Source organism: Naasia lichenicola, from assembly GCF_004801885.1.
Taxonomy (GTDB): domain Bacteria; phylum Actinomycetota; class Actinomycetes; order Actinomycetales; family Microbacteriaceae; genus Naasia; species Naasia lichenicola.
Genome location: NZ_SSSM01000005.1, coordinates 153,240 through 176,992 on the forward strand (window position 1 = coordinate 153,240; position 23,753 = coordinate 176,992).

The window sequence follows — 23,753 nt, forward strand, 5'->3', positions numbered from 1 at the left end:
CCTGGGCCCTTCGCCTATCTCGTTGGTCGAGTAGGCCGTTCACGGCCGTACCGAGGCCCTCGTCCTACCTGGCCACGAGCCGCTCGCCTCACTCGTTGGTCGAGTAGGCCGTTCACGGCCGTATCGAGGCCCTCGTCCTACTCGCTCAGCAGCCCCTTCGTCACCATGCTCGTCGCGGCGGCGGCGATCGCCTCGTGCGGGTCGCGGGCACTCCATCCGAGCACCCGTCGCGCCTTCTCGTTGCTCGTCCGCTTGCGGTAGCCGAGGTCGGGCAGGACCGAACGGAACTGCGGCCTGACACGCGCGGCCACGCGCAGCACGAAGGTCGGCATCGCGCGGGTCGGCACCTTGGCAGCGGCAGCGGCCCCTACCGCGAAACGGATGGTGGCGCCGATCTCCTTCATCGCCAGCACGGGTCCGTTCGAGAGCAGGAAGCGCTGGCCCGCCGCCTCGGGGACGGTCATCGCGAGGAGATGCGCGCGGGCCACATCCCGCACGTCGACGACCGGGATGTAGATGTCGGGGAAGACCGGCATGCCGCCGTTCAGCATGGTCTGGACGATGTGGTTCGAGCCGGACACGTCGTCTCCCATCACCGGGCCCATCACTGCGACGGGGAGCAGCGAGACGAGCTCCATGTCCGATCCCTCCCCCTCGACGTAGGTCCAGGCGGCGCGCTCGGAGAGGGTCTTGCTCTTGCCGTACGCGTCGACGCCGGGTCCGTCGAGTACGGTCCAGTCCGCCTCCGTGAATATGTGGTCGTCGTGCGGATGACCCCAGCTGACGGCATGGAACGCGGAGGTGAGCACGACCCGCTTCACCCCGGCATCGCGGGCCGCGCGCAGCACGCGCAGCGTCCCCTCCCGAGCAGGGACGATGACGTCGTCCTCGTCCTCGACATGGCCGGGCATCACGGGGGATGCGACATGGAGCACCACGTCGATGTAGGCGACCGCCTCGGCCCACCCCGCGTCGCTCAGCAGATCCGCGGCGACGAAGCCGAGGCGTCCGCCGTCGACCATGCCGGCATCGGCGAGGACGGCCCGCACAGAGGCCTCCTTGGCCAGGGACCGAAGGGTGCTGCGCACGGAGTGGCCCTGCTCGAGCAGCTGCAGGATGCAGTGACCGGCGATGAAGCCGGAGCCTCCGGTGACGAGCACGTTCAGTGGTGTGGGCTGAGGAGTTGACGACACTGAGGTCATGGGTATGGCGTCCCTTCGGAGGAAGTCTGCGGCTCGATGGAGCCGCGACCCACCCTCTCCCCGACGGAGCGCAGCGGCCAGTGCCCCCTCGACACTGGTAGCGGCGGGGACAGGCGCGGCCGAGCTGTCCGGATTAGCGTGACGCCATGGCCGACGAGACGAATCTGCTCAGCGAGTTCCTCCGCGCCCGCCGCGAACTGATCACTCCCGAGCAGGCCGGGATCCCCGTGCTCGGGGTCCGGCGGGTGCCCGGCCTGCGTCGGGAGGAGGTCGCGATGCTGTCGGGCATCAGCGCCGAGTACTACCTCCGGCTCGAGCAGGGCCGCGACCGCAATCCGTCGCTTCAGGTCCTCGAGTCCATCGCTCGTGTCCTGCAGCTGGATGAGCACACCACCGACTATCTGCTCGGCCTCGGCGGGGAGCGCCCTCGACGGCCCCGTCGCGGCCGCAGGGAGATCGTCCCCGTGGGCCTCGCGAAGCTGGTCGCGTCCCTCCCGTACCCCGCCTTCGTGGAGGGCAAGTACCTCGATGTGCTGGCAGCCAATCCGCTCGCGGCGGCGATCTCACCGCGCCTCGCCTCAGGCCGCAACCGGCTGCGCGACGTGTTCCTCGACGCCGCCGAGCGCGACCTGTTCCCGGACTGGGAGCTGGCGACGATGGGACTCGTCGCCGGGTTCCGCAAATCGGTGGGCACCGACATCGATGATCCGCGACTGATCGAGCTCGTTGGGGAGCTCTCTCTCGCCAGCCCGCGGTTCCGCGAGCTGTGGGCGCGCCACGATGTCGGGCCGCGCCGCGGGGTGCTGATGCGTTTCGAGCATCCTCAGGTCGGCGAGCTGGTGCTCAACCGCGAGAAGCTCCTGGTAAGCGAGACCGACGGCATCATGCTGGTGATCTATCACCCCGATGCGGGCTCGAGCACGGCCGAGAAGCTGGCCATGCTCGGATCTGCGATCGCCCCGCCGGCGGCGACCCGCAGCGTCGACGAGGACGCGCGCCACTAGCGAGTGCTCGAGCTGAAGGTGGCCGAGCGTCAGGCGACGGTGACGATGACCCGGGCGTAGGCGGCCAGCGGTACCGCGGCGGAGTCCGTCACGCGCAGGAGGAGGTGGATGGTCTGTCCACTCTCGGCGCCGATCGGAACGGCGAAGGACACTACCGGACCATCGCTGCCGTCCAGCTGCACGGCCTCCGGGCAGGAACCCGCCTCTAGGTACTGCCACCACTCGTAGGCGAGCGCATCACCATCCGGATCCGTCGCCTCCGCCGCCAGCTCCACCGCCGCACCCGCGGCCGCCGTGAGATCGAGGCCCGGGCTCACCTGCACCACGGGATGGTGGTTCGCGTCCTCGTATCGCGGGGTGACGGACCACTGCATTCGGGTGACGAAGTCGCGCTGCGCATCGGCGAACCAGCGCATGGAGGAGTACTCGTCGGGCGTCGATCCGTCCGGTGCCGCATCGACCGAGCCGACGACCTGCCAGGTGTCCGGCCCGTCGGCGGTGCGCGTCGCGCGTCCCGCCCAACCGCCGAAGCTCGGGTGCTCCGAGCCCCGCAGCCCGTTCGGGAGGACATTGAGCATCGTGAGGGTGTCGCCCTCCGAGATCCATTCGCCCTTCGGCTGAGGATCCATCCACGCCATGTAGCCCTGCGCGGCGAGCTCGTCCCTCGACTTGCCCGACTCGTGGAAGAAATCGGTGACGTCGCCCGGCACCATCTGGATGCCGTCGCCCCAGACCCGGTAGAGGGCGCCGAGAGGGCCGACGGTGATGACGTTCTGCCGCGTCCACTCGGCGCCGATCAGCTCACGATCCTCGGGCAGGAGCACGCGACGGATCATGTAGCCCCAGCCCATCCCCATGGCCTCGGTGACGCGGATGCCGGGCCAGTTGGGGCGGATGTACGCATCATAGGTGTCGTCCTGCGACGCGAACTTCGTGATGATCGCCTTGCGACTGACCTCGGCCTTGATCGCGGTCCAGTCGATCGAGTCGGCGAAGCGCTCCTCGATCGTGAGCAGGGCACGAGCGACCGTGCTCGTGCCTGCCCAGACCTGGATGTGGATCGGCTCGGGATCGTCGTCGAGCAGGGCGGCCGCGATCAGCTGCGATCCCGGCGACTCCGTGGACATGTCACCCTCGAAGTCGACGTTGCCCGTCCGGACGATCGAGCGCAGCTCCGCCCCGGTCGGATAGCGCGGGTCATGCACGGCGAGGGTGGGCTGGACCCTCTCGTAGGCGTCGACGGCGTCGTCGATGAACCGCTCACCCGGCTTCCAGCGGAAGGAGGTCTGGGGCTCGGAGTACTCGCGGTCCGCATGGAAGAACGTCGTGCCCGCCTCGTCGCCCTTCCAGTGGAACCGGCTGCTCGCGTAGACGAGGCCCTCGATCCGCAGCTCGTTGCTGTGCAGCAGAAGGCGGATCATCGAGTTCAGATCGTCGAGCTCGGGATCGGCCGTGACGATGGTGCGCGGGCGGTGCATAGTGGCAGACGTTATTCGACCGCTGACGGCGCCGCAAGCAATTTTGCAGATCTACTTAGGCATGAATATCCATGCAGGCGAGCGCCCGTGGTCCATCACGCCGACGGGGCCACCGCGGTTTCGGCTCCGCGCTGGTAGCCCTGCGAGAGGATGCGATACGCGGGCGTCCGGAACGCCGCGACCGCGATGATGATCATCGCGATGCCGGCGAAGAAGAACACCAGCGCGATGCCCCGCGCCTCGCCGTCGCCGAGCAGCCAGCCCCAGAGCTCTCGCCCCTCCGGCGAGCGGAGCAGCGGGATGATCCCGAACTGGGCGATCGGGGCGATGAGGAAGGCGGTGATGGGCGCGGCCGCCGCCTCGAAGGCCTGGGCGAATCCGAACACCCGTCCCTGCCGTTCGTAGGGCACGACCTTCTGGATGACCGTCTGCTCGGCAGCCTCCACGGCGGGGATCGTCACCAGGTACAGGAAGATGCCGACCGCGTAGAGCCACCACCACTCCCGGATGGTGAAGAGGCTGCCGAGGGCGCCCATCACGACCACGAGCAGCAGCATCGTGCGGATCGGATTGCGTCCCAGGCCGAACTTGGCGATCAGCAGCCCGCCGACGATGAACCCGATGGAGGCGACGCCGAAGACGACGCCCCAGAGCTCGACGGGGAACAGAGTCAGCCCGTACGGGTCCATCAGCGCCATGTAGACGCCGCCGATGAGGTTGTTGAAGGTCGAGAAGATGATGAGCGCGAACAGTCCGGGCACGGCGCTGACGGCTGCGATGCTGCCGCGCAGGTCGAAGGTGCGCTGAGGGTCCCCGGCGATCGCGACCCGCTTCTCTTCGGGGATCCGCACGAAGGCGAGGTGCAGGAAGGTCAGCCCCGTGAGCACGAGCGCGATGAGCAGCGTGCCGCCCATGCCGACGAAGCCGATGGCCAGCCCCGAGAACACGCTGGTGACGATGAAGGCGACGCCCTGCACCGTGCCGACCAGCCCGTTGGCGTTGGCGTGCCGCTCCTCGGGCACGAGCAGCGTGACGGTGGTGGAGAGGGCGATGTTGCGGAGGTTCTCGACGACCGACCCGAGCAGGATGACGGCTGCGAAGAACCAGAACCACGGCTTGCCGAGGCTCGACAGCTCGCCGTCGGGTGCCGCGAGATAGATGCCGCCGGCAATCAGGAAGGCGACGAGCGTGACGACGCTCGAAAGCACCATCACGCGATGCTTGCGGTGCCTGTCGACGATGGAGCCGAACAGGATGCCGAAGAACGCGATGAAGAGCATGTAGGTGCCGCCGATGACTCCGGTGGCGAGGACGGACCGGGTCTCGAGGTAGGCCCAGAAGGTGAGCCCGAACCAGAGGAAGCTGGTGGTGAGGTTGGCGACCGCGGTGTTGATGAGGACCTGCATGAACGCGTGGAAGTTGCTCCGCGCGAGCTCCGGATCAATGGACCCGCCCGGAGCATCCGAACCGGATGTCGGCGCCGCGGCATCGGCCCCAGCCCGATCAGCCGGAGCTCCCGCCCTCTGGGCTTCAGCGCTCATGGTTCGAGGCTACCCAGAGCCCCCGACGGAGCAGAAGGACGTCTTCGATGCATGCGGATGGAGCGCCATGGTCCCGTCGAGCTCGGACACGCCGAGTTCGACTCGCCCGCTGTGGCGACGAGCGCGGCGAAGACCTACCGGCCCCGTTCACCCGATCGCAACCGCGCCGCCCGTTTGCCCGTCGGGCTGACGGGACGCGGGTGGCGATTGATCTCGGCGTGGTATAGCGGCCACACCTCTGTCTGCGCCGTAGAGTCGCGGCGTGAAACGCCCTTTGCGACTCCTGCTCCTGCGCCCGATCGCTTCGGGGGTGGGTATCGGCATAGCCGCTGCCGTCCTGGGCCTTGGTGCCATCGGAACCGCTTCGGCTGATCCCGAGGTGACGTGGCAGAGTCCGAGCGTCTCCATCGAGTACGGCGATCCCTGGAGCGTTCAGCTGTTCACGCCGTGGACGGGATACTCGACCAGGACCGTCGTCATCGACGACCAAGACGGCGAGGAGGTGGCTCGCATCACCCCACCGCAGAGCTACAACACCTACGTCGGCATGAACTGGTACTTCGGATCGCAGGATTTCCCCGAGCTGGCTGCCGGCGAGTACACGATAACCGGAACCTTCGAGGGCGATGGCCTCCCCGGTGGGACGAGCGCGCCGCTGCCCATAGTGGTATCCCCTGCACCGGTGTCTGCGCGTCTTGAGGTCGAAGCCGATCCAGCAGCTCCGCGGAATGCGGTTCTCACCGTTCAGCTTGCGGGGAAGTTCGCCGACCGCAACTCGTACGACGAAGAGTACGGCTACGTGTCGCCGCGCCTCCCGATCGCGGGGACGTGGAAGGTCGATGTGGCCGACTCCACCGGCGAGACCATTTTCTCCGATGAGCTCCCCCAGGCCTCCGGCGATCTCGCAGTCGCCACGATGTACTGGGCGAATGTGCCCACCGGTCAGACCTTCACGGGTTCGGCGACCTTCACGCCTGCCGCGGACTCCGGCGACTACGCCATCGCCGACGCGCTGGGGGTCTCGTACACTCCGCCTCCGGTCCAGTCGACAGGAACCACCGGCACGGCCCCAGCTGCCCCGGTCGAGACAGAGGGCGACGATGCTGCAGGAGCACCGCTGTCGGTTCCTCTGTGGTCCGTAGTGGGCGCGGCAGTCGTCTCGCTGATCGCCCTCATCGCGAGCGCCATCAGCGCCTTCCTGCTGGTCCGGCGCCGTCGGAGAGCCGCTGTTGCTGACACCGCCCTATCCGACCGCACGTCGGATGCCGTCGCCCCGATCGAGGAGACCAGCCATGTCTGAGAGTCGCCTACGTCGCTCCGCAACCGCGGTAGCTGCCCTCGCACTCATCGCTGTGCTCACGCCGACCGCGGCCATGGCCGAAGGAGGGGATGCTTCGACGACGACCATCTCCGCTCTCGGCGGCACGGATTTCGACTATTCCTCCAACTGGGTTGCCGTGGCGAAAGTCTCTCGAGTCGAGTCCAAGCGCAGCGTTACGACAGCGGACGGCACGGTCGATGTGTATGCCGACGGTGGCGCGCTCGCAGTCGCCGAAGATCTCCCCATCCAAGCCGACGGCAGCGTCTACATCACGCAGTCGACAGCCGCACCCCTGGCTGCCGGCGAGCACACGCTGACGGCCGTCTTCCACCCGTCAGCGGACAGCGAGCTGCAGAGCAGCCAGAGCGCCGAGCCGCTCTCGATAAGAATCAATCCCTTGACCATCGAACCCTCAGCGAAGCTGGTGGGATGGGGCGACCAGCCCGGGTCGATCTCCCTCGATGTGGTCGGTACTTACCTCGACGCGCATGGAGTGCCGGGCGGCACCTGGACTGTCGCGGTCACCTCCTCCGCAGGCGTCTCGGCCGGCTCGCAGACGATCCCTCAATCGGCCGGAGCCACAATGCCGTTCTCAGTACCGGTCGAGGCGACGCTCGAGCGCGGCGAGGATTACACCGTGTCGGCGGCGTTCACTCCTGATGCGAGTATTGCTGGAGGGGTGAGCGTCGCTGCGGTCCCGGCAATGAGCGCTTCGACGCAGCCGGTGACGACGACAGAAGTCCTCAACTCGGCGATTCCACTCGACCCGATGGTGATCGGGGTCTTCGCCGCGGCGGCCGTGCTGATCCTTCTCGCCCTCGCTCTCCTGATCGCTCTCGCTCGTGTGCGGGGAGCACGCCCCGGCAACCGTGTGGTCGCTGCGGAGGAGGCGAACGCGCAACTCGTTCCCTGATCGCACCAGTCTCCGGCGAGGAGCGGAACGCGCGAAATTCCGTAGGTATTCCTCGGTTTCGTAGGTAGTCCGTTTTCCTGTCCGTCGTACTCCCGAGGGAGCACCGGATCGCCTCCGTTCAGCCTCCGGTACGCCTTTGGGATGCACTTGGCTCGATTGGCTCGACAGTAATCTGACGCCAGGATTAGCTTCGGCTCCACCACCCCGCAGAACGAACCGCGTCGATCAGGAGCCCCCATGTCCAGCACCGCAAAGCCGTCCGCCGTCACCCCGCGATCCCCGCGCACGGTCGCCCGCACCGCCTCCTCCTCGAACCGCGCACAGGTCCTGACTCTTGTCGCGGGAGCGGCAGTAGCCCTCGCCGCCAATGCGATCATCGCGACCTCGGCGGTCGCAGCGGGAGCGGACGCGCGCTTCGGGCCGCTGACCGTTCCGGCCTACGTCACCTTCACGCTGGCCGGCCTTGCTGCCGCCTACGCGGGCTGGCGGATCGTCCGAGCCCGCGCCGCCCATCCGGACCGCGTTCTGCGCGTCCTCGTGCCGCTGCTCGCCGTGCTCTCCTTCGTCCCCGACGGCATCCTGCTGGCGACCGGCTTCATCCCCGGATCATCGCCGATCGCGGTCGCCGGTCTGGCGCTCATGCACCTGGTCGTCGTCGCCGTCGCGGTGCCGGTGTTCCGCGCCGTCGCACCGGTCGAAGAACGCTGATAACAGTGCCGGAACCGTCGACGTGCCGCTGACACGACCACCTACTTGAGGCTCGCGAGCACCTTCGCCAGACCATCCTCGGAGACGGGAGCGGTGGTCTCGGACGATGCGGCGATGACCTCGTGGGGCGCCTGGCCCATGGCCACTCCCCTGCCCTGCCGACCCGCCCACTGCAGCAGCTCGATGTCGTTGCGTCCGTCGCCCACCGCCACGACGTTGCCGATCGGGATGCCGAGCAGGTCGCGCACCCGCTCCATCGCCGTCGCCTTGTTCACACCGTCGGGAGCGATGTCGAGCCACGCGGTCCAGCCGACGTTGTAGCTGACGCGGTGCAGGCCCATCTCCTCGACGACGGAGAGGAAGTCCTCCACCTCGTGATCCGGCGAGATCACCACAACCCGCGTCACTCGGGTGCCGAGCAGGCCGTCGAAGTCGACCTGCTCGCTCGCGAGGCCGAGCGCGTTCTCGGGGAAGGCGTCGGTGTAGCGATAGAAGCCCGTCTCGTCCTCGACCGCGTACAGCGCGTCGTCGAGGTGCCCGCGGATGGTCTCCAGCACGACCGTCGGGTCGAAGGACTCCACGAACTCCCGGCGGTAGCCCATCGGGGCCTCCGTGTCCCGGCGGAGGGTGATCGCACCGTTGGAGCAGACCACGTACTCGGGAGTGAGCCCGAGCTGATCCAGCACGGGCAGGGTGGATGACTCCGAGCGACCCGTCGCGAGCGTCACCTCGTCGCCGCGCGCCACCAAACGCTTCACCTGCTTGATGACCGCGTCGCTGAGCTCGCCGGTGTCGTGCAGCACCGTGCCGTCGATGTCGAGCGCGATGAGCAGTCGACTCTCGGCCCTGCGGGCTTCGGCCCGCGTCATCGCGATCGCTTCATGTCGGCTGGGCCCATCGGATCGGGTCAGCGCTTCGCGATCGGGACGAGCAGCTCGAGCCCGCCCAGGTAGGGGCGCAGGGCCTCGGGCACGAGGACGGAGCCGTCCGCCTGCTGATGCGTCTCGAGCAGCGCGACGATCCACCGGGTGGTGGCGAGGGTGCCGTTGAGGGTGGCGACAGGCTCAGCCTTGCCGTCGCCTCGGTGTCGGATGCTGAGGCGCCGCGCCTGATAGGTCGTGCAGTTCGAGGTCGACGTGAGCTCGCGGTAGGCACCCTGGGTGGGCACCCACGCCTCGACGTCGAACTTGCGGGCGGCGCTCGATCCCAGGTCTCCAGCGGCGACGTCGATCACCCGGTAGCTGAGGCCGAGGCTCTGCAGCATGCCCTCCTGCCAGGCGACGAGGCGGTTGTGCTCCTCCTCCGCCTGATCCGGCGTCGTGTAGACGAACATCTCGAGCTTGTTGAACTGGTGCACCCGGATGATGCCACGGGTGTCCTTGCCGTACGACCCGGCCTCGCGGCGGTAGCAGGTCGACCAGCCGGCGTATCGGATGGGTCCCTCGGTGAGATCGAGGATCTCGTCGGAATGCAGGCCGGCGAGCGCGACCTCGCTGGTGCCGGTCAGATAGAGGTCGTCTGCGGGGAGGTAGTAGACCTCGTCGGCGTGCTCGCCGAGGAAGCCGGTGCCCTCCATGATCTCGGGCCGCACGAGCGTGGGCGGGATGACCGGGATGAAGCCTGCGCCAAGGGCGCGGTCGAGGCCGAGCGACATGATCGCCAGCTCGAGCCGGGCGCCGATGCCCTTGAGGAAGTAGAAGCGCGATCCGCCGACCTTCGCTCCGCGCTCCATGTCGATCGCGTCGAGGCCTTCTGCGAGCTCGAGGTGATCCTTCGGCTCGAAGTCGAACGCGGGGGTGCCGCCGATCTCGCGCAGCACCTCGAAGTTGGCCTCGCCACCCGCGGGCACCCCGTCGAGGACGATGTTGGCGATGGAGCGGATGGCCGAGTTGTAGCTCGACTCCGCCTCCCCTGCGGCGGTCTGGGCCACCTTGACATCGGCGGCGAGCTGCTGCACCTGGGCGACCAGGGCGGCCTTGTCCTCCTTGGCCGCCGCGGCGACGCGCTTGCCGAAGACGTTCTGCTCGGCGCGGAGGCGTTCGAACTCGGACAGGGCGGAGCGGCGAGCCGCATCGGCGGCGATGGCGTCGTCGACCGCCTCGACGGAGTCCCCACGTGACTCCTGCGAGCGTCGGATCACGTCGGGAGCGTCGCGGAGCAGCTGCGGGTCGATCACGGCTCCAGCCTACTGAAGGCGCCAGGGGGTCGGACTGCCGTCCGACCTCAGTTCGAGCGGGATCCGACCGGGATCCGACCTCGGTTCGAGCGGGATCTCGGCCGCGGCCGCTCAAGATCTCGGCTGTGGTCGCTCGGCTAGGTTGAGACAATGCCGCCCCGCGGAACCACCACGTCCACGGCCGCGATCGTCTACAACCCCCTCAAGGTCAACTTCGAGCACCTGAGATCGGCCATCGCCGTGGCAGAGGCCGATGCCGGCTGGGGCAGGACTCGCTTCTACGAGACCTCCGCGGAGGACGCCGGACAGGGGATGACGAAGCAGGCCCTGGCGGACGGCGCCGACATCGTGATGGCGGCCGGCGGCGATGGCACGGTGCGCGCGGTCGCCGAAGCGCTGCGCGGCACGGGCGTGCCGATCTCGCTCATCCCATCGGGAACGGGCAACCTGCTCGCCCGCAATCTCAATCTCACGCTGGTTCGCGTGGAAGAATCGGTTTCGACCGCCTTCACCGGCGTCGTGCGGGAGATCGATCTGGGCATCGTCGAGATCGAGCGCGTCGACGGCGGGCGGGACTCTCATGTCTTCCTGGTGATGGCGGGACTCGGCCTCGACGCCCGGATGATCGCGAACACCAATCCCGAACTGAAGAGGCGGGTCGGTTGGCTGGCCTACGTCGATGCGATCGCGCGCTCGCTGCGCGGGGGCAACAACGTGCGCCTGCGGTTCAGCCTCGACGGGCAGGCGCCGCGTCAGCTCCGCGTGAACACGATCCTGATCGGCAACTGCGGTTCCCTGCCGCCGAACATCCTGCTGCTGCCCGAGGCCGCCATCGACGACGGGCTGTTCGACATCGTCGCGCTGCGCCCGGACGGCTTCTTCGGCTGGATGCAGATCTGGGTCAAGATCGTCTGGGAGAACGGGGTGCTGCGGCGCAGCAGCGTCGGCCGCAAGCTGATGTCCTTCACGCGCGAGGTCCGCACTCTGCGCTACCTCAAGGGGCGCGAGATCGTCATCCGACCGGAGGAGCCGCAGGAGTTCCAGCTCGACGGCGACACATTCGGCCAGGTCAAGGCCGTCCGATCGTGGGTGGATCCGCTCGCCCTCAAGGTGATGATCCCGTCGACGGAGGCCGACCGCCTTCCCGCATCCGATGAGGCGAAAGCCAAGCAGTCCGCCTGACAGTGTGTACGTTCCGGCCGAATGTGCACGCTATTTCGTAGGTATCTGCGGGTTTCGTGCACATGGATGACGGATCGAGCGCTCGCGCGCCGAGAGGCGCATGAACATGATGCGCGAATCCCTACCTACGAAAGCGGCGGATGTGCACAGAATTTCGTGCACATGGAGCCGGAACGTAGGAACTCAGGCGAGGAGGTCGTCGAGCCAGGCGCGGGCGTCGGCGAAGACCTCGTCCGCGTAGGCCGGGGTGTGCTCGACCGGGATCCGGTCGGCACGGGCGTAGCTGCCGAGGAAGACGACGTTGGGGCTGAACCGCCGCACGCCGAGCAGCGCGTCGGCGATCCGCTCGTCGCGCGCGTGGCCGTCGAGGTCGATGACGAACCGGTAGCGCCCGAGGGCGTCGCCGATCGGCCGCGACTGCAGCAGCGACATGTTGATGCCGCGCGTGGAGAACTGCTCCAGCAGCTCCAGCAGCGCGCCGGAGCGATCCTCGGGCAGCTCGGCCACGATACTCGTCTTGTCCGCCCCGGTCCGCGGCGGCAGCGCCGCGGTCCGACTGACCAGTACGAAGCGGGTCACGGCGTTGCGGTTGGTGGCGATGTCCTCGGCGAGCACCTCGAGCGGGTAGTGATCGAGGATGTTCGGCGGCGCGATCGCCGCGTCGGCGAGCGTGCCATCGTCCAGAAGCGCGGACGCGGCCGTGACGTTCGAGGTCATCGGGATGTGCGCGTGAGAGGGGATCGTCGTGTCCAGCCAGCGCAGGCACTGGGCGTAGGCGACCGGGTGCGCGTTGATGGTGCGGACATCGGCGAGCGCGGTGCCGGGCCGGGCGACGAGCACGAAGCCGACGGGCACCACGTACTCGCCGATGATCCGCAGTCCGGGAATGGTGGTGAGCGCGTCCTGCGCGGCGGTCACCCCGCCCTCGACGGAGTTCTCGATCGCGATCATCGCCGCCACGCTGCGCCCGCTGACGACATCGTCCAGGGCCTCGCCGACATTGTTGACCGATCGCCAATGCTTGCCGCGCGCGGCGGGCACCTGCGCGAGGGCGGCCTCGGTGAAGGTGCCGGACGGGCCGAGGAAGCTGTAGCTCTCGACCTGCGGCTCATCGTTGGACGACGCGGCGGCACCCGGCTGAGACATGTGCCGAGGATATCGGCCATCGCGGGCGGGCTGTGGGCTCAGCGAAGGTGGTGCCAGGATGGGGCCATGAGTTCCCGCGCGGGCACGGTTGCCCTGGAATCCGACCTCATCGACGTCCACGCCCTGGTCAAGGCGTACTTCGATCTCCACCCCGATGTCAGCATCCCCGAGCAGCGAGTGGTGTTCGGGACCTCCGGACACCGCGGCAGCTCATTCGACACCGCCTTCAACGACGACCACATCGCGGCGACGACTCAGGCGATCGTGGAGTACCGGGCGTCGCAGGGCGTCGACGGTCCGCTCTTCATCGGTCGGGACACCCACGGCCTCAGCCGCCCCGCCGAGACCACCGCGCTCGAGGTGCTCGTCGCCAACGGAGTGCGCGTGCTCTCCGACGAGTTCGACGGCTACACGCCCACCCCGGCCGTGTCGCACGCGATCCTCAAGTACAACACCGCGGGCAAGGACGCTCCCGGATACAGCGGCATCGCGGACGGCATCGTCGTCACGCCCAGCCACAACCCTCCCCGCGACGGCGGATTCAAGTACAACCCGCCGCACGGAGGCCCCGCCGACAGCGACGCGACCACATGGATCGCCAACCGGGCGAACGAGATCATCGCGGACGGGTTGAAGGACGTGAAGCGCGCCGAGGCCTCCGCGGTGGAGACGTACGACTTCCTCGGCAACTACGTCGACGACCTCAAGAACATCATCGATCTCGACGCCATCCGAGAGTCCGGCATCCGGATCGGCGCCGACCCGCTGGGTGGCGCGAGCCTGTCCTACTGGCAGGCGATCGCCGAGAAGTACGGGATCGACCTGACCGTGGTGAACGCCGAGATCGATCCGGCGTGGAGCTTCATGACGCTCGACTGGGACGAGAAGATCCGGATGGATCCCTCCTCGCCCTCCGCCATGGCATCGGTGGTCGCCCGCCGAGACGAGTACGACATCCTCACCGGCAACGACGCCGATTCCGACCGCCACGGCATCGTCACCCCTGACGCGGGGCTGATGAACCCCAATCACTACCTCGCGGTCGCGATCCAGTACCTCTACGCCAACCGCCCGGGCTGGCGGGAGGATGCGGCGATCGGCAAGACCCTCGTCTCCTCGAGCATGATCGACCTCGTCGCGGAGTCGCTCGGCCGCCGCCTCTGGGAGGTTCCGGTCGGCTTCAAGTGGTTCGTGCCCGGACTCGTCGACGGCTCCGTGGGCTTCGGCGGCGAGGAGTCCGCCGGCGCGAGCTTCCTGCGCTTCGACGGCACCGTCTGGACGACCGACAAGGACGGCATCATCCTCGCGCTGCTCGCGAGCGAGATCCTCGCCAAGACCGGCAAGACCCCGAGCCAGCACTACGCCGAGCTGGTGGAGAGGTTCGGCGCTCCCGCCTACGAGCGCATCGACGCCGCAGCGAGCAAGGCGCAGAAGGCCCGGCTCGCGAAGCTGGACGGAGACGCCATCACCGCAGACACCGTCGCGGGCGACCCGATCACGCTCAAGCTGAGCAAGGCGCCCGGCAACGATGCGGCAATCGGCGGCGTCAAGGTCCAGACGGCGGATGCCTGGTTCGCGGCTCGACCGTCGGGCACCGAAGATGTCTACAAGATCTACGCCGAGTCGTTCAAGGGCCCCGAGCACCTCAAGCTGGTGCAGGCCGAGGCCAAGCGCATCGTGGACGCCGCCCTCGCCGAGTAGGCGTGTGCACGGATCAGGGGATATCGAGCCGACGGGGGCGTTCGCGACTCATCCCGACTGGATTTCGGGGGCAATCCCCTGATCCGTGCAAAGTGCCCTGATCGACGCAACCGGCCGGTCGGCGGACCGGGTCAGCTGGTGATGTGGAAGTAGTAGGCCGTGCCGCCCGGGTGGTCGATGGTGATCGCATCGTCGACGCTGCGGTAGTCGGAATCGGTCGTGTGGCCGGCGAAGGAGATCTTCACGCCGGTGTCCGTGGTCTCCACCTTCGTCACGATGCCGGTGTGGTCGCGGTCGCCGCTGTTGTCCCAGTCGAACTGGACGATGTCGCCCACGGCGACCTGGTCCCGTTGGCTGTCGTCGAGTGCGACGGTGTCCGACCGGGTCTCCAGGTAGTCGCGGAACGCCGTCGAGCTGACCCATGCCGCGCTGCTGCTGTAGACGTTGTCGGCGTCGTAGTACCAGGTGTCGTCCTGCACCCAGCCGCGCTGGAGCAGCGACTGACTGGTGAAGTTGACGCAGTCGTTGTCGGTGACGACACCGAAGCTGTCGTTGTAGTCGCTCCAGTAGGCGAGCGCGTAGCTGACCTGCGCGGCGACGGCCGAGGGCAGCGGTTCGGTGCCGAGCGAGGTGACATCCGTCTCTGCGGTGCCTTCAGATGCGCTGGTTTCGGGCGCTGCGGCGTCAGCTGCTTCCTTGGCTGCCGCGGTCGCCGTGGGAACGGATCGGGGCGCGGCCGTGGCGGCGGTGTCCGTCTCCGATGCGCTGTCGCGGACGGCGCACCCCGTCAGTGCGGCGACGACGAGCAGCCCCGCGATGGTCGAGGCGGCAAGGGCCGGGGTCGCACGGAAGGGGGCACGAGAGGTGGGACGGAAGCGCATCGGGTCGAGAGTACGTGCTCAACTTATGGAGACACTATGGACGGAGTGAGCCGTCGGCGTTTCGTACCCCGTCGCGTCTCCATCCACCGACCGGTCTACCCCCGCTCGGCATCGGATCGGCGACGCTCAGGCGCTCGCGGAATCCTCGGCGGATGACTCGCTCAGATCGCCGGTGGGGTCGACGGCCGTCTGGTCATCCAGCGTCGGCCCGCCGATCGGCTTGCCCTCCCACAGGATCGCGGTCCACCCCGTCTCCGGGTCTCCCTCGAGGACGACGATGCCGGTGTTGTCGAGGAAGAGGCCGCGGGTGTTCTCCTCATCGAGGTTCGCGGCAGTCCAGGCCGCCCAGGTCCGGATCGCCGCGCCGTGGCTGAACACGGCCACGGTGCCGACGTGGGTCGATGCGATCCGGCGGATCGCGTCGTCGTAGCGCGCGAAGAACTGGTGTCCGTTCTCACCGCCCGGAATGCGACCGCTCTGGTCCGACCACCATCCGATGATCGGATCGACGTACTTCCGCACCGACTCCTTGTCCGACATGCCTTCGAGGTCGCCCGATGAGATCTCGCGCAGTCCAGGCAGCTCGACCGGGTCGATGCCGCGTTCGGCAGCCAGCGGCTCGGCGGTGAGGCGCGTGCGGATCATGTCGGAGACGTAGATCGCCTCGATGTCCTCGTCGCGCAGCGCCTGGGCGACCGCGGACGCCTGTTCGAGGCCGAGTTCGGTGAGCCCGGGACCCGGCACGACGGCGCCCAGCCGGCCGGTCACGTTGTCGTCGGTCTGCCCGTGGCGGATGAGGAGGAGGCGCATTCCCCTCAGCGTAGAGACACCGACCTGAGTCGACGCACGACGGATCAGGGATAGCCGGGCGCCGCAGGCAGCCCGAAGAACTCCTCGAGGGTGCTGACGCCCGTATCGTGCATCTCGGTCGACAGCGCGACCCCGATGTAGCGGTAGTGCCACGGCTCGAAGGTGTACCCCGTCACGGGCACCTTGTCGGCGGGGTAGCGCAGCAGGAACCCGAATCGCCACGCGTTGACCGCGAGCCATTGACCCTCGGGGGTGTCCGCGAAGCACGGGTCCAGGGAGCAGTGGCCCGATTCCGCCCCGATGTCCATGGCCAGGCCGGTCTGATGCTCGCTGTACCCGGGCCGCGCCGTGTTCGCATCGGCGAACTCCTGGCCCGAGTTGTCGATGTCCCGCTGGTAGACGCGCACCTGGGTGTCGTAGGAGCGGTAGGCGCTGTTCGAGGCCAGCGCGAGTCCGGCCTCCGCCTGCGCCGCCTGGAACATGGCGACGACGGCGTCCGACGGCTCCTGGCGAAGCTGGGGATCGTTGGTATGAGCGACGGGGACGTCGACGAGGTCGACCGGGACGTAGTCCACCGGATTCAACGGGCGGAGCTTGTCGGCGACGACCCAGATGCTCGCGGGGTCGTCGACCGAGAGGGCTGCCCTGTCGAAGGTCGGCGTCGGACTCGGGGTGGGGGTGGGAGTCGGAGAGGGCGTCGGGGTCTCCGTCACTGAGGGGGCGGGGGTCATGGTCGGGGTGGCGGGCGCCGACGCAGGCGCGCAGCCCGCGAGGACGAGGGCGAGGACGGCCGCGAAGCCCGCCCCGAGAGTGGCGAGCGGAGCGGTCCGGCGGCCGGGAGAGGGCAGTGGTCCGCGCACAGGCCGAGCATACGACTCGCACAGCCGGCCCCTCGGTTGTCCCCCGCGCGCCGTGCTCGACACCCGAGCGAGATTCCGGAATCCGGCCATTGCCGCGGCGGACGAGATCGGAAGAGGCGTCTCCGCAGGCCCTCGAGGGCGGATGGGAAATCCGTGGGAGCGCTCTCTTGACGGATGGACGACGAGCTACCTAGAGTGATGCCGTTCCGTCCGACGCGGCTTCTCCAGCAAATTTGGGAGCGCTCCCACGGATCACCGATTCCCCCGCACACAAAGGAGTGACCGTGAGGTCCGAACGACGAATCAGGGCTGTGGCCGTTGCGGCCGCCGCTATCTCAGTGACCCTTCTCGCAAGCGGATGCTCCGCTTCGGGAGGCACCGCATCCGCCTCGGGCGACGACATCGAATTGACGGTGACGACGTTCGGGACCTTCGGCTACGACGATCTCTACAAGGAGTACGAAGCCGCCAACCCGGGCGTCACCATCAAGGCGACCAACATCGACACCGGTGGCAACGCCCGCACCGACGCCTTCACGAAGATCGCCAGCGGCGGCCTCGCCGACGTGGTCGCGATCGAGGAGGGCTGGCTCGGCTCGATCATGGAGGTCTCCGACTCCTTCACCGACCTCAAGGACTACGGCATCGAGGACCGCAAGGACGACTGGGTCGACTGGAAGTACGCCCAGGGCACCGACGCGGACGGTCGCGTCATCGGCTACGGAACCGACATCGGCCCCGAGGGCATCTGCTACAACGGCAAGCTCCTCGAGGCGGCCGGCATGCCGAGCGACCGCGAGGGCGTCGCCGAGCTGCTCGGCGGCGAGGACGCGACCTGGCAGGACTACTTCAAGGTCGGCGAGCAGTACAAGGCAGCCACCGGCAAGGCCTGGTACGACCAGTCGTCCTTCGTCTGGAACGCCATGGTCAACCAGCTCGACGAGGGCTACTACACCGCTGACGGCGCGCTGAACGTCGAGGGCAACGCCGAGCTCCAGGAGCGCTGGGGCTGGCTCGCCGATGCTGCCGCCGCGGGCCTGCCCGCCGGCTCCCCGCGTTGGGACTGGAACGGCGGGACCGACTTCGTCAACGGCGACTTCGCGACGTTCATGTGCCCGGGCTGGATGCTCGGCGTCATGAAGGGCTCGATCGAGCAGGGCGGCGGAGACGCCAGCACCGGCTGGGACTTCGCCGACGTCTTCCCGGGTGGCGCAGCCAACTGGGGCGGCGCATGGCTGACCGTGCCGACCGAATCGGAGCACCCGAAGGAGGCCGCGGCGCTCGCCGACTGGCTGACCCAGCCCGAGCAGCAGATCAAGCAGTTCGAGGCGGCGGGAACCTTCCCGAGCACCGTCAAGGCGCAGGATCAGCTTGCGGCCGACGCGACGCCGAACGAGCTGTTCAACGACGCGCCTGTCGGCGCCATCCTCGCCTCCCGGGCGAAGGGCGTCGTCGCGCAGTTCAAGGGTCCCGACGACTCGGTGATCCAGGAGAACGTCTTCCAGGTCGCGGCCGACCAGATGGACAGCGGCGAAGCGAATGGCGACCAGGCGTGGTCGAACGCGATGGATCTCCTGAAGGAGCTCATCAAGGAGTAGCCACGGCGCCAGCCGGCAGCGCGCGGCTTCATCGCCGCGCGCTGCATCCTCCCCGGTGGGTGCGGTCCAGAAGGACCGCACCCACCCCCGATCCACACGAAAGGCGACGAGATGACTGCGACGCTTCCCCGACCGTCAGCCCCGAAGCCGTCGACCACCGAGTCCTCGCCTCGCCCGCGAACGGTCGTTCCCGAAAGCCTCACCCGACGCCAGCGGCTCAGCCGCTTCGACACCAAGGCCTCCCCGTACGCCTACGTCGCCCCCTTCTTCATCCTGTTCGGACTGGTCGGCCTCTTCCCGCTCGGCTACACGCTGGTCGTCTCGCTCTTCGACTGGGACCTGCTCAAGGGGCAGGGCGACTTCGTCGGCTTCGACAACTTCGCGGCCGTCCTCGGAGACCGGTTCTTCTGGAACTCGATCTTCAACACGCTCAGCATCTTCCTGCTGTCGGCCATCCCCCAGGTGATCGGCGCCCTCGTCATCGCCGCGGTGCTCGATCAGAACCTCCGCGCGAAGACGTTCTGGCGGATGAGCGTGCTGCTCCCCTACGTCGTCACCCCGGTCGCCGTCGCCCTGATCTTCTCCAGCATGTTCAACGAGGACTACGGCCTCTTCAACAATCTGCTCGGCAGCATCGGCCTAGACCCGGTCGCCTGGAAGCATGACGTCCTCGCCAGCCACATCGCCGTCGCCAGCATGGTCAACTGGCGCTGGACCGGCTACAACGCGCTCATCCTGCTCGCCGCGATGCAGGCCATCCCGCGCGACCTCTACGAGTCCGCCGCCCTCGACGGCGCGGGCCCCGTGCGCCGCTTCCTCTCCATCACCATTCCGAGCATCCGCCCCACCGTCATCTTCGTGGTCATCACCGCCACCATCGGCGGGCTGCAGATCTTCTCCGAACCGCGCCTGTTCGACCCGGTGACCGCCGGCGGCGGTGAGCGCCAGTTCCAGACCACCGTCCTCTACCTCTGGGAGATGGCCTTCCAGCGCCGCGACTTCGGCGAGGCATCCGCCATCGCCTGGCTGCTCTTCCTCCTCATCGTGGGCATCGGGATCGTCAACTTCCTCGTATCGCGCCGCATCGCCACCGGTGGTGCACCCCGGGCTCGACGCCCGCGAGGAGCGAAGGCGGCTCTCGCCGTCGCCACGCTCCCGCTCTCCGGCGCCACCGAGCCCCTCGCCGCTCCCGTCGCGGCCCAGACACCGGGTTCCCCCTCTGCGACGAGCTCCACTCCCGCAGGCTCCACCCCCGCAGCATCTGATCCCGAAGAGGACGTGACGGCATGACCGCCCCCGCTCAGGCCCCCGCCTTCCCCGTCCGACGACGCGCCCTGCTCGCCCGACGCGGGCGGGCCGGCGGCATCACCGGGCGTCCCGGATTCCTCACCTACGGACTCCTGATCGCCCTGCTGCTCGGCTCGGCCTACCCGCTCTGGTGGTCGTTCGTGGTGGGCAGCAGCAGCTCCGCCGTGCGCGGCCAGACGCTGCCGCTCATCCCGGGCGGCAATTTCCTCGCCAACGCGGCGACGGTCCTCGACGCGATCCCGTTCTGGCAGGCGCTCGGCAACAGCCTCATCGTCTCGAGCGTCATCACGCTCTCCGTCGTCACGTTCTCGACGCTGGCTGGCTACTCGTTCGCCAAGCTGCGCTTCCGCGGCCGAGATGGCCTGATGGTCGGAGTCGTCGCCACCATGGCGGTGCCGACCCAGCTCGGCATCATCCCGCTCTTCATCATGATGAAGGAGATCGGCTGGACCGGCGAGCTCGGCGCCGTGATCGTGCCCACCCTGGTGACCGCGTTCGGCGTCTTCTTCATGCGCCAGTACCTCGTCGACGTCATCCCCGACGAGCTGATCGAGGCGGCGCGGATGGACGGCGCCAGCATGATCTCGACCTTCTGGCATGTGGCCGTCCCGGCCGCACGCCCCGCGATGGCCATCCTCGGCCTCTTCACCTTCATGATGGCGTGGACCGACTTCCTCTGGCCGCTCGTCGTGCTCAACGCCGGCAACCCGACGTTGCAGACCGCCCTGCAGAACCTAAACTCGGGCTACTACGTCGACTACTCGGTGGTGCTCACCGGTGCAGTCCTCGCCACCATCCCCCTTCTGGTGCTCTTCGTGCTCGCGGGCAAGCAGCTCATCTCGGGGATCATGAACGGAGCGATCAAGGGATGACCGACCTCGCCACCTCTGCCGGACCAGCTGCGGCTCCCGTCTCCCCTCCCCTCTCAGACCCCCGTCGTGGAGCGGCCGATCGTCAGTGGCCCACCGGATTCGTCTGGGGCGCGGCGACGGCGGCAGCGCAGATCGAGGGCGCCGCGGCCGAAGACGGGAAGAGCGAATCCATCTGGGACGCGTTCGCCCGTGAGCCGGGGGCCATCGCGCTCGGCGAATCCCCCGCCGGAGGCGTGGACCACTACCACCGGATGCCGGAGGACGTGGCGATCATGCGCTCGCTCGGCCTCGACTCGTACCGGTTCTCGGTCAGCTGGCCGCGCGTCCGCCCCGACGACGGAGCATGGAACGCCAGGGGACTCGACTTCTACTCGCGGCTGGTCGACGAGCTGCTCTCCGCGGGGATCCTGCCGTGGCTCACGCTCTACCACTGGGATCTGCCGCAGTCGCTCCAAGAGACGGGCGGCTGGACGAATCGGGACACCGCGTTCCGATTCCGTGACTACGCCGAGGGCCTGCACGCCGCGCTCGGCGACCGGGTCAGTCACTGGACGACCTTCAACGAGCCGTACTGCTCGGCCATCATCGGCTACGCCGGCGGCCAGCACGCCCCCGGACACCGCGATGCCCGCGAGGGCCTGGCCGCCATGCACCACCAGCACCTCGCGCACGGGCTCGCCGCCCGCTCGCTGCACGCGCTCGGCGCCGAGCAGGTCGGCATCACCCTCAATCTGACCAACGCGGTGCCGAACGACCCGACCGACGCGGTGGACCTCGATGCCGCCCGGCGGCTGGATGCCATCTGGAACCGGGCGTTCCTCGATCCGCTCCTGCGCGGTGCGTATCCCGCGGACTTCCTCGAGGATGTCCGCCATCTCGACTTCGACGCGCTCGTCCGCCCGGGCGACCTCGAGACCATCAACGCCCCGATCGACTTCCTCGGGGTGAACCACTACCACGACGACAACGTGAGCGGCCATCCACTGCCTCCCACCGCGGTACCCGGGCTGGCGCCGACGGACCGGCCGACCTCCAACCCGTTCCCCGGATCGGAGCACATCACCTTCCCCCGCCGCCAGCTGCCCACGACGGCGATGGACTGGGAGATCCACCCCGACGGGCTGCGTCAGCTGCTGGTGCGTCTCGAACAGGACTATCCCGAGCTGCCGCCGCTCTACATCACCGAGAACGGGTCGGCGTGGGACGACGAGGTCGGCCCCGACGGCCTCGTGCACGACGCGGATCGCATCCACTACCTGAATGACCATCTCGATGCCGTCGCCGAGGCGATCGAGCAGGGTGTCGACGTGCGCGGCTACTTCGTCTGGTCGCTGCTCGACAACTTCGAATGGGCGTGGGGCTACGGGAAGCGGTTCGGCATCGTCCACGTCGACTACGCGACGATGGAGCGCACGCCGAAGGCCAGCGCGCTGGAGTACGCCGAGATCATCGGCCGCGCGAAGGCGGCCCAAGCTCAGGCCTAGCCGCTTCATCAGCGCGGTCACGGAGCGCGGTCACGGAGCGCTTCGGCCGCACCTAGACTTCCTAGATTCGAAGCTTCAGGAGGATCCACCGTGCCTCGTGATCCCGCATCGACGGCGCCCACCCTCGAGGAGGTCGCCGCGCTCGCGGGCGTATCCCGCTCCACCGTGAGCCGCGTGGTCAACCGGTCCCCGCATGTGACCGATGAGGCGGTGCTCGCCGTAGAGGAGGCGATCGGTCGGCTCGGCTACGTGCCCAACCGGGCGGCGCGGTCGCTGGCCAGCCGCAAGACTCACGTCGTGGCGCTGGTGGTCCCCGAATCCACCGCCAAGGTGTTCGCCGATCCGTTCTTCGCGTCGGTGGTGCAGGGGATCGCGCTCTACCTCGCGGACACCGACTACACGCTCAACCTGCTGATCGCCAGCGAGACGGACTCCAACAAGATCAAGCGCTATCTGCTCGGCGGCAACGTCGACGGGGCGCTGGTGGTCTCGCATCACAGTGGGGACCATTCGTTCGCGAACATCGGGCAGAGCCTGCCCGTCGTCTTCGGCGGGCGCCCGCTGCTCGAGGACATCGTCGACAGCTATTACGTCGACGTCGACAACGCCGGCGGCGCCCGGGCGGTCACCCAGCACCTCATCGAGTCGGGCCGCCGCCGGATCGCCACGATCACCGGTCCGCTCGACATGCCACCGGGGGTGGACCGGCTGTCGGGCTGGCTCTCCGCCGTTCGTGGTGCCGATCTGCCGGACGACCTGATCGAGCAGGCGGACTTCACGCTCGCAGAGGCGACCGCGGCGATGCGGCGCATCCTGGATCGCGATCCCGACGTCGATGCCGTCTTCGCGGCGAGCGATCAGATGGCCGCGGGCGCGCTGACCGCATTGCGCGAACGCGGTCGCCGGGTGCCCGAAGACGTGGCCGTCGCCGGCTTCGACGGCGACTACTTCAGTGAGACGAGCAGCCCGCCCCTCACCACCATCTCCCAGCCGGCGACCGAGCTCGGCGCCAAGATGGCCGAGGTGCTGGTCGAGCTCATGGCCGGCCGCGAGGTGCGACGGGTGACGATGATGCCGACCGAGCTGGTCGTCCGGGCCTCGACCGGCAGCTGAACCGAATCGAGATGCCACTTTCCGTCCCTATTCGGCGTGGATGAGGACGGAAAGTGGCATCTCGATCGCACAGGCTCAGTCGAGGAGCTCGATCTGCACATCGAGCTCGGCGCCGATCTCCTCGCCCGGCTCGATCCCGCGCTTCCTGCGCACCTGGCTCTTGATCGGCAGCGAGTAGGTGCCGTCGCTGTCGGGGAAGATCGAGGTCGTCCAGCTCGTGGCGCCGACGTGCACCCGCACCCGCACCGACCCGAAGCCGCGTGGCGGAAGCGGGCGATCCGCGATGTCCTCAGAGTGCTCCTTGGGCACCGACACGAAGAACCAGTTCGCCCTGCTCGGCCACTCCCAGAGCGGCGCAGTGAACGAGTAGCTGTCAGCCACGCCTCTGCCCTCCACCGTGCTGGCCCTGCTGGCTCCGCCGATCGAGATGCCAGCTTCCGTCCTCATTCTGACGT

21 protein-coding genes are annotated in these 23,753 nt (G+C 68.3%); 11 read left to right on the plus strand and 10 right to left on the minus strand.

The genetic code is table 11. The features are described from left to right. Positions 1-137: 137 nt before the first annotated feature. On the minus strand, positions 138-1,202 hold the full coding sequence (locus E6C64_RS11645) for an SDR family oxidoreductase (protein WP_136427691.1): 1,065 nt from the start codon (positions 1,200-1,202) through the stop codon (positions 138-140). 146 nt (positions 1,203-1,348) lie between these two features. Between E6C64_RS11645 and E6C64_RS11650 the strand changes: the two genes are divergently transcribed. Next, on the plus strand, positions 1,349-2,206 hold the full coding sequence (locus E6C64_RS11650) for a helix-turn-helix domain-containing protein (protein WP_136427692.1): 858 nt from the start codon (positions 1,349-1,351) through the stop codon (positions 2,204-2,206). A 29-nt stretch (positions 2,207-2,235) separates the two neighbouring features. On the opposite strand, the gene E6C64_RS11655 is transcribed toward E6C64_RS11650, so the two are convergent. Both E6C64_RS11655 and E6C64_RS11660 read right to left on the minus strand, forming a co-directional pair. Continuing rightward, complete coding sequence (locus tag E6C64_RS11655; RefSeq protein ID WP_136427693.1) at positions 2,236-3,684, minus strand: DUF1593 domain-containing protein; 1,449 nt, start codon at positions 3,682-3,684, stop codon at positions 2,236-2,238. Positions 3,685-3,779: 95 nt separating this feature from the next. Continuing rightward, positions 3,780-5,225: an MFS transporter gene (locus tag E6C64_RS11660; RefSeq protein ID WP_438941857.1), complete on the minus strand. Its 1,446-nt coding sequence runs from the start codon at positions 5,223-5,225 to the stop codon at positions 3,780-3,782. Positions 5,226-5,487: 262 nt separating this feature from the next. Here E6C64_RS11660 and E6C64_RS11665 point away from each other — a divergent pair, with 262 nt between their 5' ends. The 3 genes from E6C64_RS11665 (at position 5,488) to E6C64_RS11675 (ending at position 8,167) form a co-directional block, all read left to right on the plus strand. Further along, entirely contained in the window at positions 5,488-6,525 is a 1,038-nt protein-coding gene (locus tag E6C64_RS11665; protein WP_136427694.1) for a hypothetical protein, read from the plus strand. Next, on the plus strand, positions 6,518-7,459 hold the full coding sequence (locus tag E6C64_RS11670) for a carbohydrate-binding protein (RefSeq protein WP_136427695.1): 942 nt from the start codon (positions 6,518-6,520) through the stop codon (positions 7,457-7,459). Before E6C64_RS11665 ends, E6C64_RS11670 begins: the two co-directional genes overlap by 8 nt. A 237-nt stretch (positions 7,460-7,696) precedes the next feature. Then, complete coding sequence (locus E6C64_RS11675; RefSeq protein ID WP_199241027.1) at positions 7,697-8,167, plus strand: DUF6069 family protein; 471 nt, start codon at positions 7,697-7,699, stop codon at positions 8,165-8,167. A gap of 41 nt (positions 8,168-8,208) precedes the next feature. On the opposite strand, the gene E6C64_RS11680 is transcribed toward E6C64_RS11675, so the two are convergent. Beyond that, entirely contained in the window at positions 8,209-9,036 is an 828-nt protein-coding gene (locus E6C64_RS11680) for an HAD family hydrolase (RefSeq protein ID WP_136427696.1), read from the minus strand. 38 nt (positions 9,037-9,074) lie between these two features. Next, positions 9,075-10,343, minus strand: a complete 1,269-nt coding sequence (gene serS / locus E6C64_RS11685; protein WP_136427697.1) for a serine--tRNA ligase — start codon at positions 10,341-10,343, stop codon at positions 9,075-9,077. 150 nt (positions 10,344-10,493) lie between these two features. On the opposite strand from serS, the gene E6C64_RS11690 reads away from it, so the two are divergent. Next, the gene (locus E6C64_RS11690; protein ID WP_136427698.1) at positions 10,494-11,525 is read left to right on the plus strand and encodes a diacylglycerol/lipid kinase family protein; all 1,032 of its coding nucleotides are present in this window, start codon (positions 10,494-10,496) and stop codon (positions 11,523-11,525) included. A gap of 183 nt (positions 11,526-11,708) precedes the next feature. Here the strand turns inward: E6C64_RS11690 and pheA are convergent, their stop codons facing one another. Beyond that, positions 11,709-12,671, minus strand: coding sequence for a prephenate dehydratase (gene pheA / locus E6C64_RS11695; protein WP_136427699.1), 963 nt, complete (start codon positions 12,669-12,671; stop codon positions 11,709-11,711). A 66-nt stretch (positions 12,672-12,737) separates the two neighbouring features. On the opposite strand from pheA, the gene pgm reads away from it, so the two are divergent. Next, complete coding sequence (gene pgm / locus E6C64_RS11700) at positions 12,738-14,372, plus strand: phosphoglucomutase (alpha-D-glucose-1,6-bisphosphate-dependent) (RefSeq protein ID WP_136427700.1); 1,635 nt, start codon at positions 12,738-12,740, stop codon at positions 14,370-14,372. Between the two features lie 131 nt (positions 14,373-14,503). Here the strand turns inward: pgm and E6C64_RS11705 are convergent, their stop codons facing one another. From E6C64_RS11705 to E6C64_RS11715, 3 genes are all read right to left on the minus strand, one after another. Beyond that, the gene (locus E6C64_RS11705; RefSeq protein WP_136427701.1) at positions 14,504-15,253 is read right to left on the minus strand and encodes an amidase domain-containing protein; all 750 of its coding nucleotides are present in this window, start codon (positions 15,251-15,253) and stop codon (positions 14,504-14,506) included. Positions 15,254-15,379: 126 nt separating this feature from the next. Further along, positions 15,380-16,063: a histidine phosphatase family protein gene (locus E6C64_RS11710; RefSeq protein ID WP_136427702.1), complete on the minus strand. Its 684-nt coding sequence runs from the start codon at positions 16,061-16,063 to the stop codon at positions 15,380-15,382. 44 nt (positions 16,064-16,107) lie between these two features. Next, the gene (locus E6C64_RS11715; protein ID WP_233255601.1) at positions 16,108-16,923 is read right to left on the minus strand and encodes a M15 family metallopeptidase; all 816 of its coding nucleotides are present in this window, start codon (positions 16,921-16,923) and stop codon (positions 16,108-16,110) included. A 284-nt stretch (positions 16,924-17,207) separates the two neighbouring features. On the opposite strand from E6C64_RS11715, the gene E6C64_RS11720 reads away from it, so the two are divergent. The 5 genes from E6C64_RS11720 (at position 17,208) to E6C64_RS11740 (ending at position 23,298) form a co-directional block, all read left to right on the plus strand. Next, on the plus strand, positions 17,208-18,521 hold the full coding sequence (locus E6C64_RS11720) for an ABC transporter substrate-binding protein (protein ID WP_136427704.1): 1,314 nt from the start codon (positions 17,208-17,210) through the stop codon (positions 18,519-18,521). Positions 18,522-18,632: 111 nt separating this feature from the next. Beyond that, positions 18,633-19,811, plus strand: a complete 1,179-nt coding sequence (locus E6C64_RS11725) for a carbohydrate ABC transporter permease (RefSeq protein WP_136427705.1) — start codon at positions 18,633-18,635, stop codon at positions 19,809-19,811. After that, a complete protein-coding gene (locus E6C64_RS11730) occupies positions 19,808-20,701 on the plus strand; it encodes a carbohydrate ABC transporter permease (RefSeq protein ID WP_136427706.1) in 894 nt (297 codons plus the stop codon). Before E6C64_RS11725 ends, E6C64_RS11730 begins: the two co-directional genes overlap by 4 nt. Continuing rightward, on the plus strand, positions 20,698-22,185 hold the full coding sequence (locus E6C64_RS11735) for a GH1 family beta-glucosidase (RefSeq protein WP_136427707.1): 1,488 nt from the start codon (positions 20,698-20,700) through the stop codon (positions 22,183-22,185). The genes E6C64_RS11730 and E6C64_RS11735 overlap by 4 nt, the downstream gene beginning before the upstream one ends. A gap of 90 nt (positions 22,186-22,275) precedes the next feature. Further along, positions 22,276-23,298, plus strand: a complete 1,023-nt coding sequence (locus E6C64_RS11740) for a LacI family DNA-binding transcriptional regulator (protein WP_136427708.1) — start codon at positions 22,276-22,278, stop codon at positions 23,296-23,298. A 75-nt stretch (positions 23,299-23,373) separates the two neighbouring features. Here E6C64_RS11740 and E6C64_RS11745 read toward each other — a convergent pair whose 3' ends face one another. Further along, complete coding sequence (locus E6C64_RS11745) at positions 23,374-23,745, minus strand: DUF1905 domain-containing protein (RefSeq protein ID WP_136427709.1); 372 nt, start codon at positions 23,743-23,745, stop codon at positions 23,374-23,376. Between the last annotated feature and the right edge of the window lie 8 nt (positions 23,746-23,753).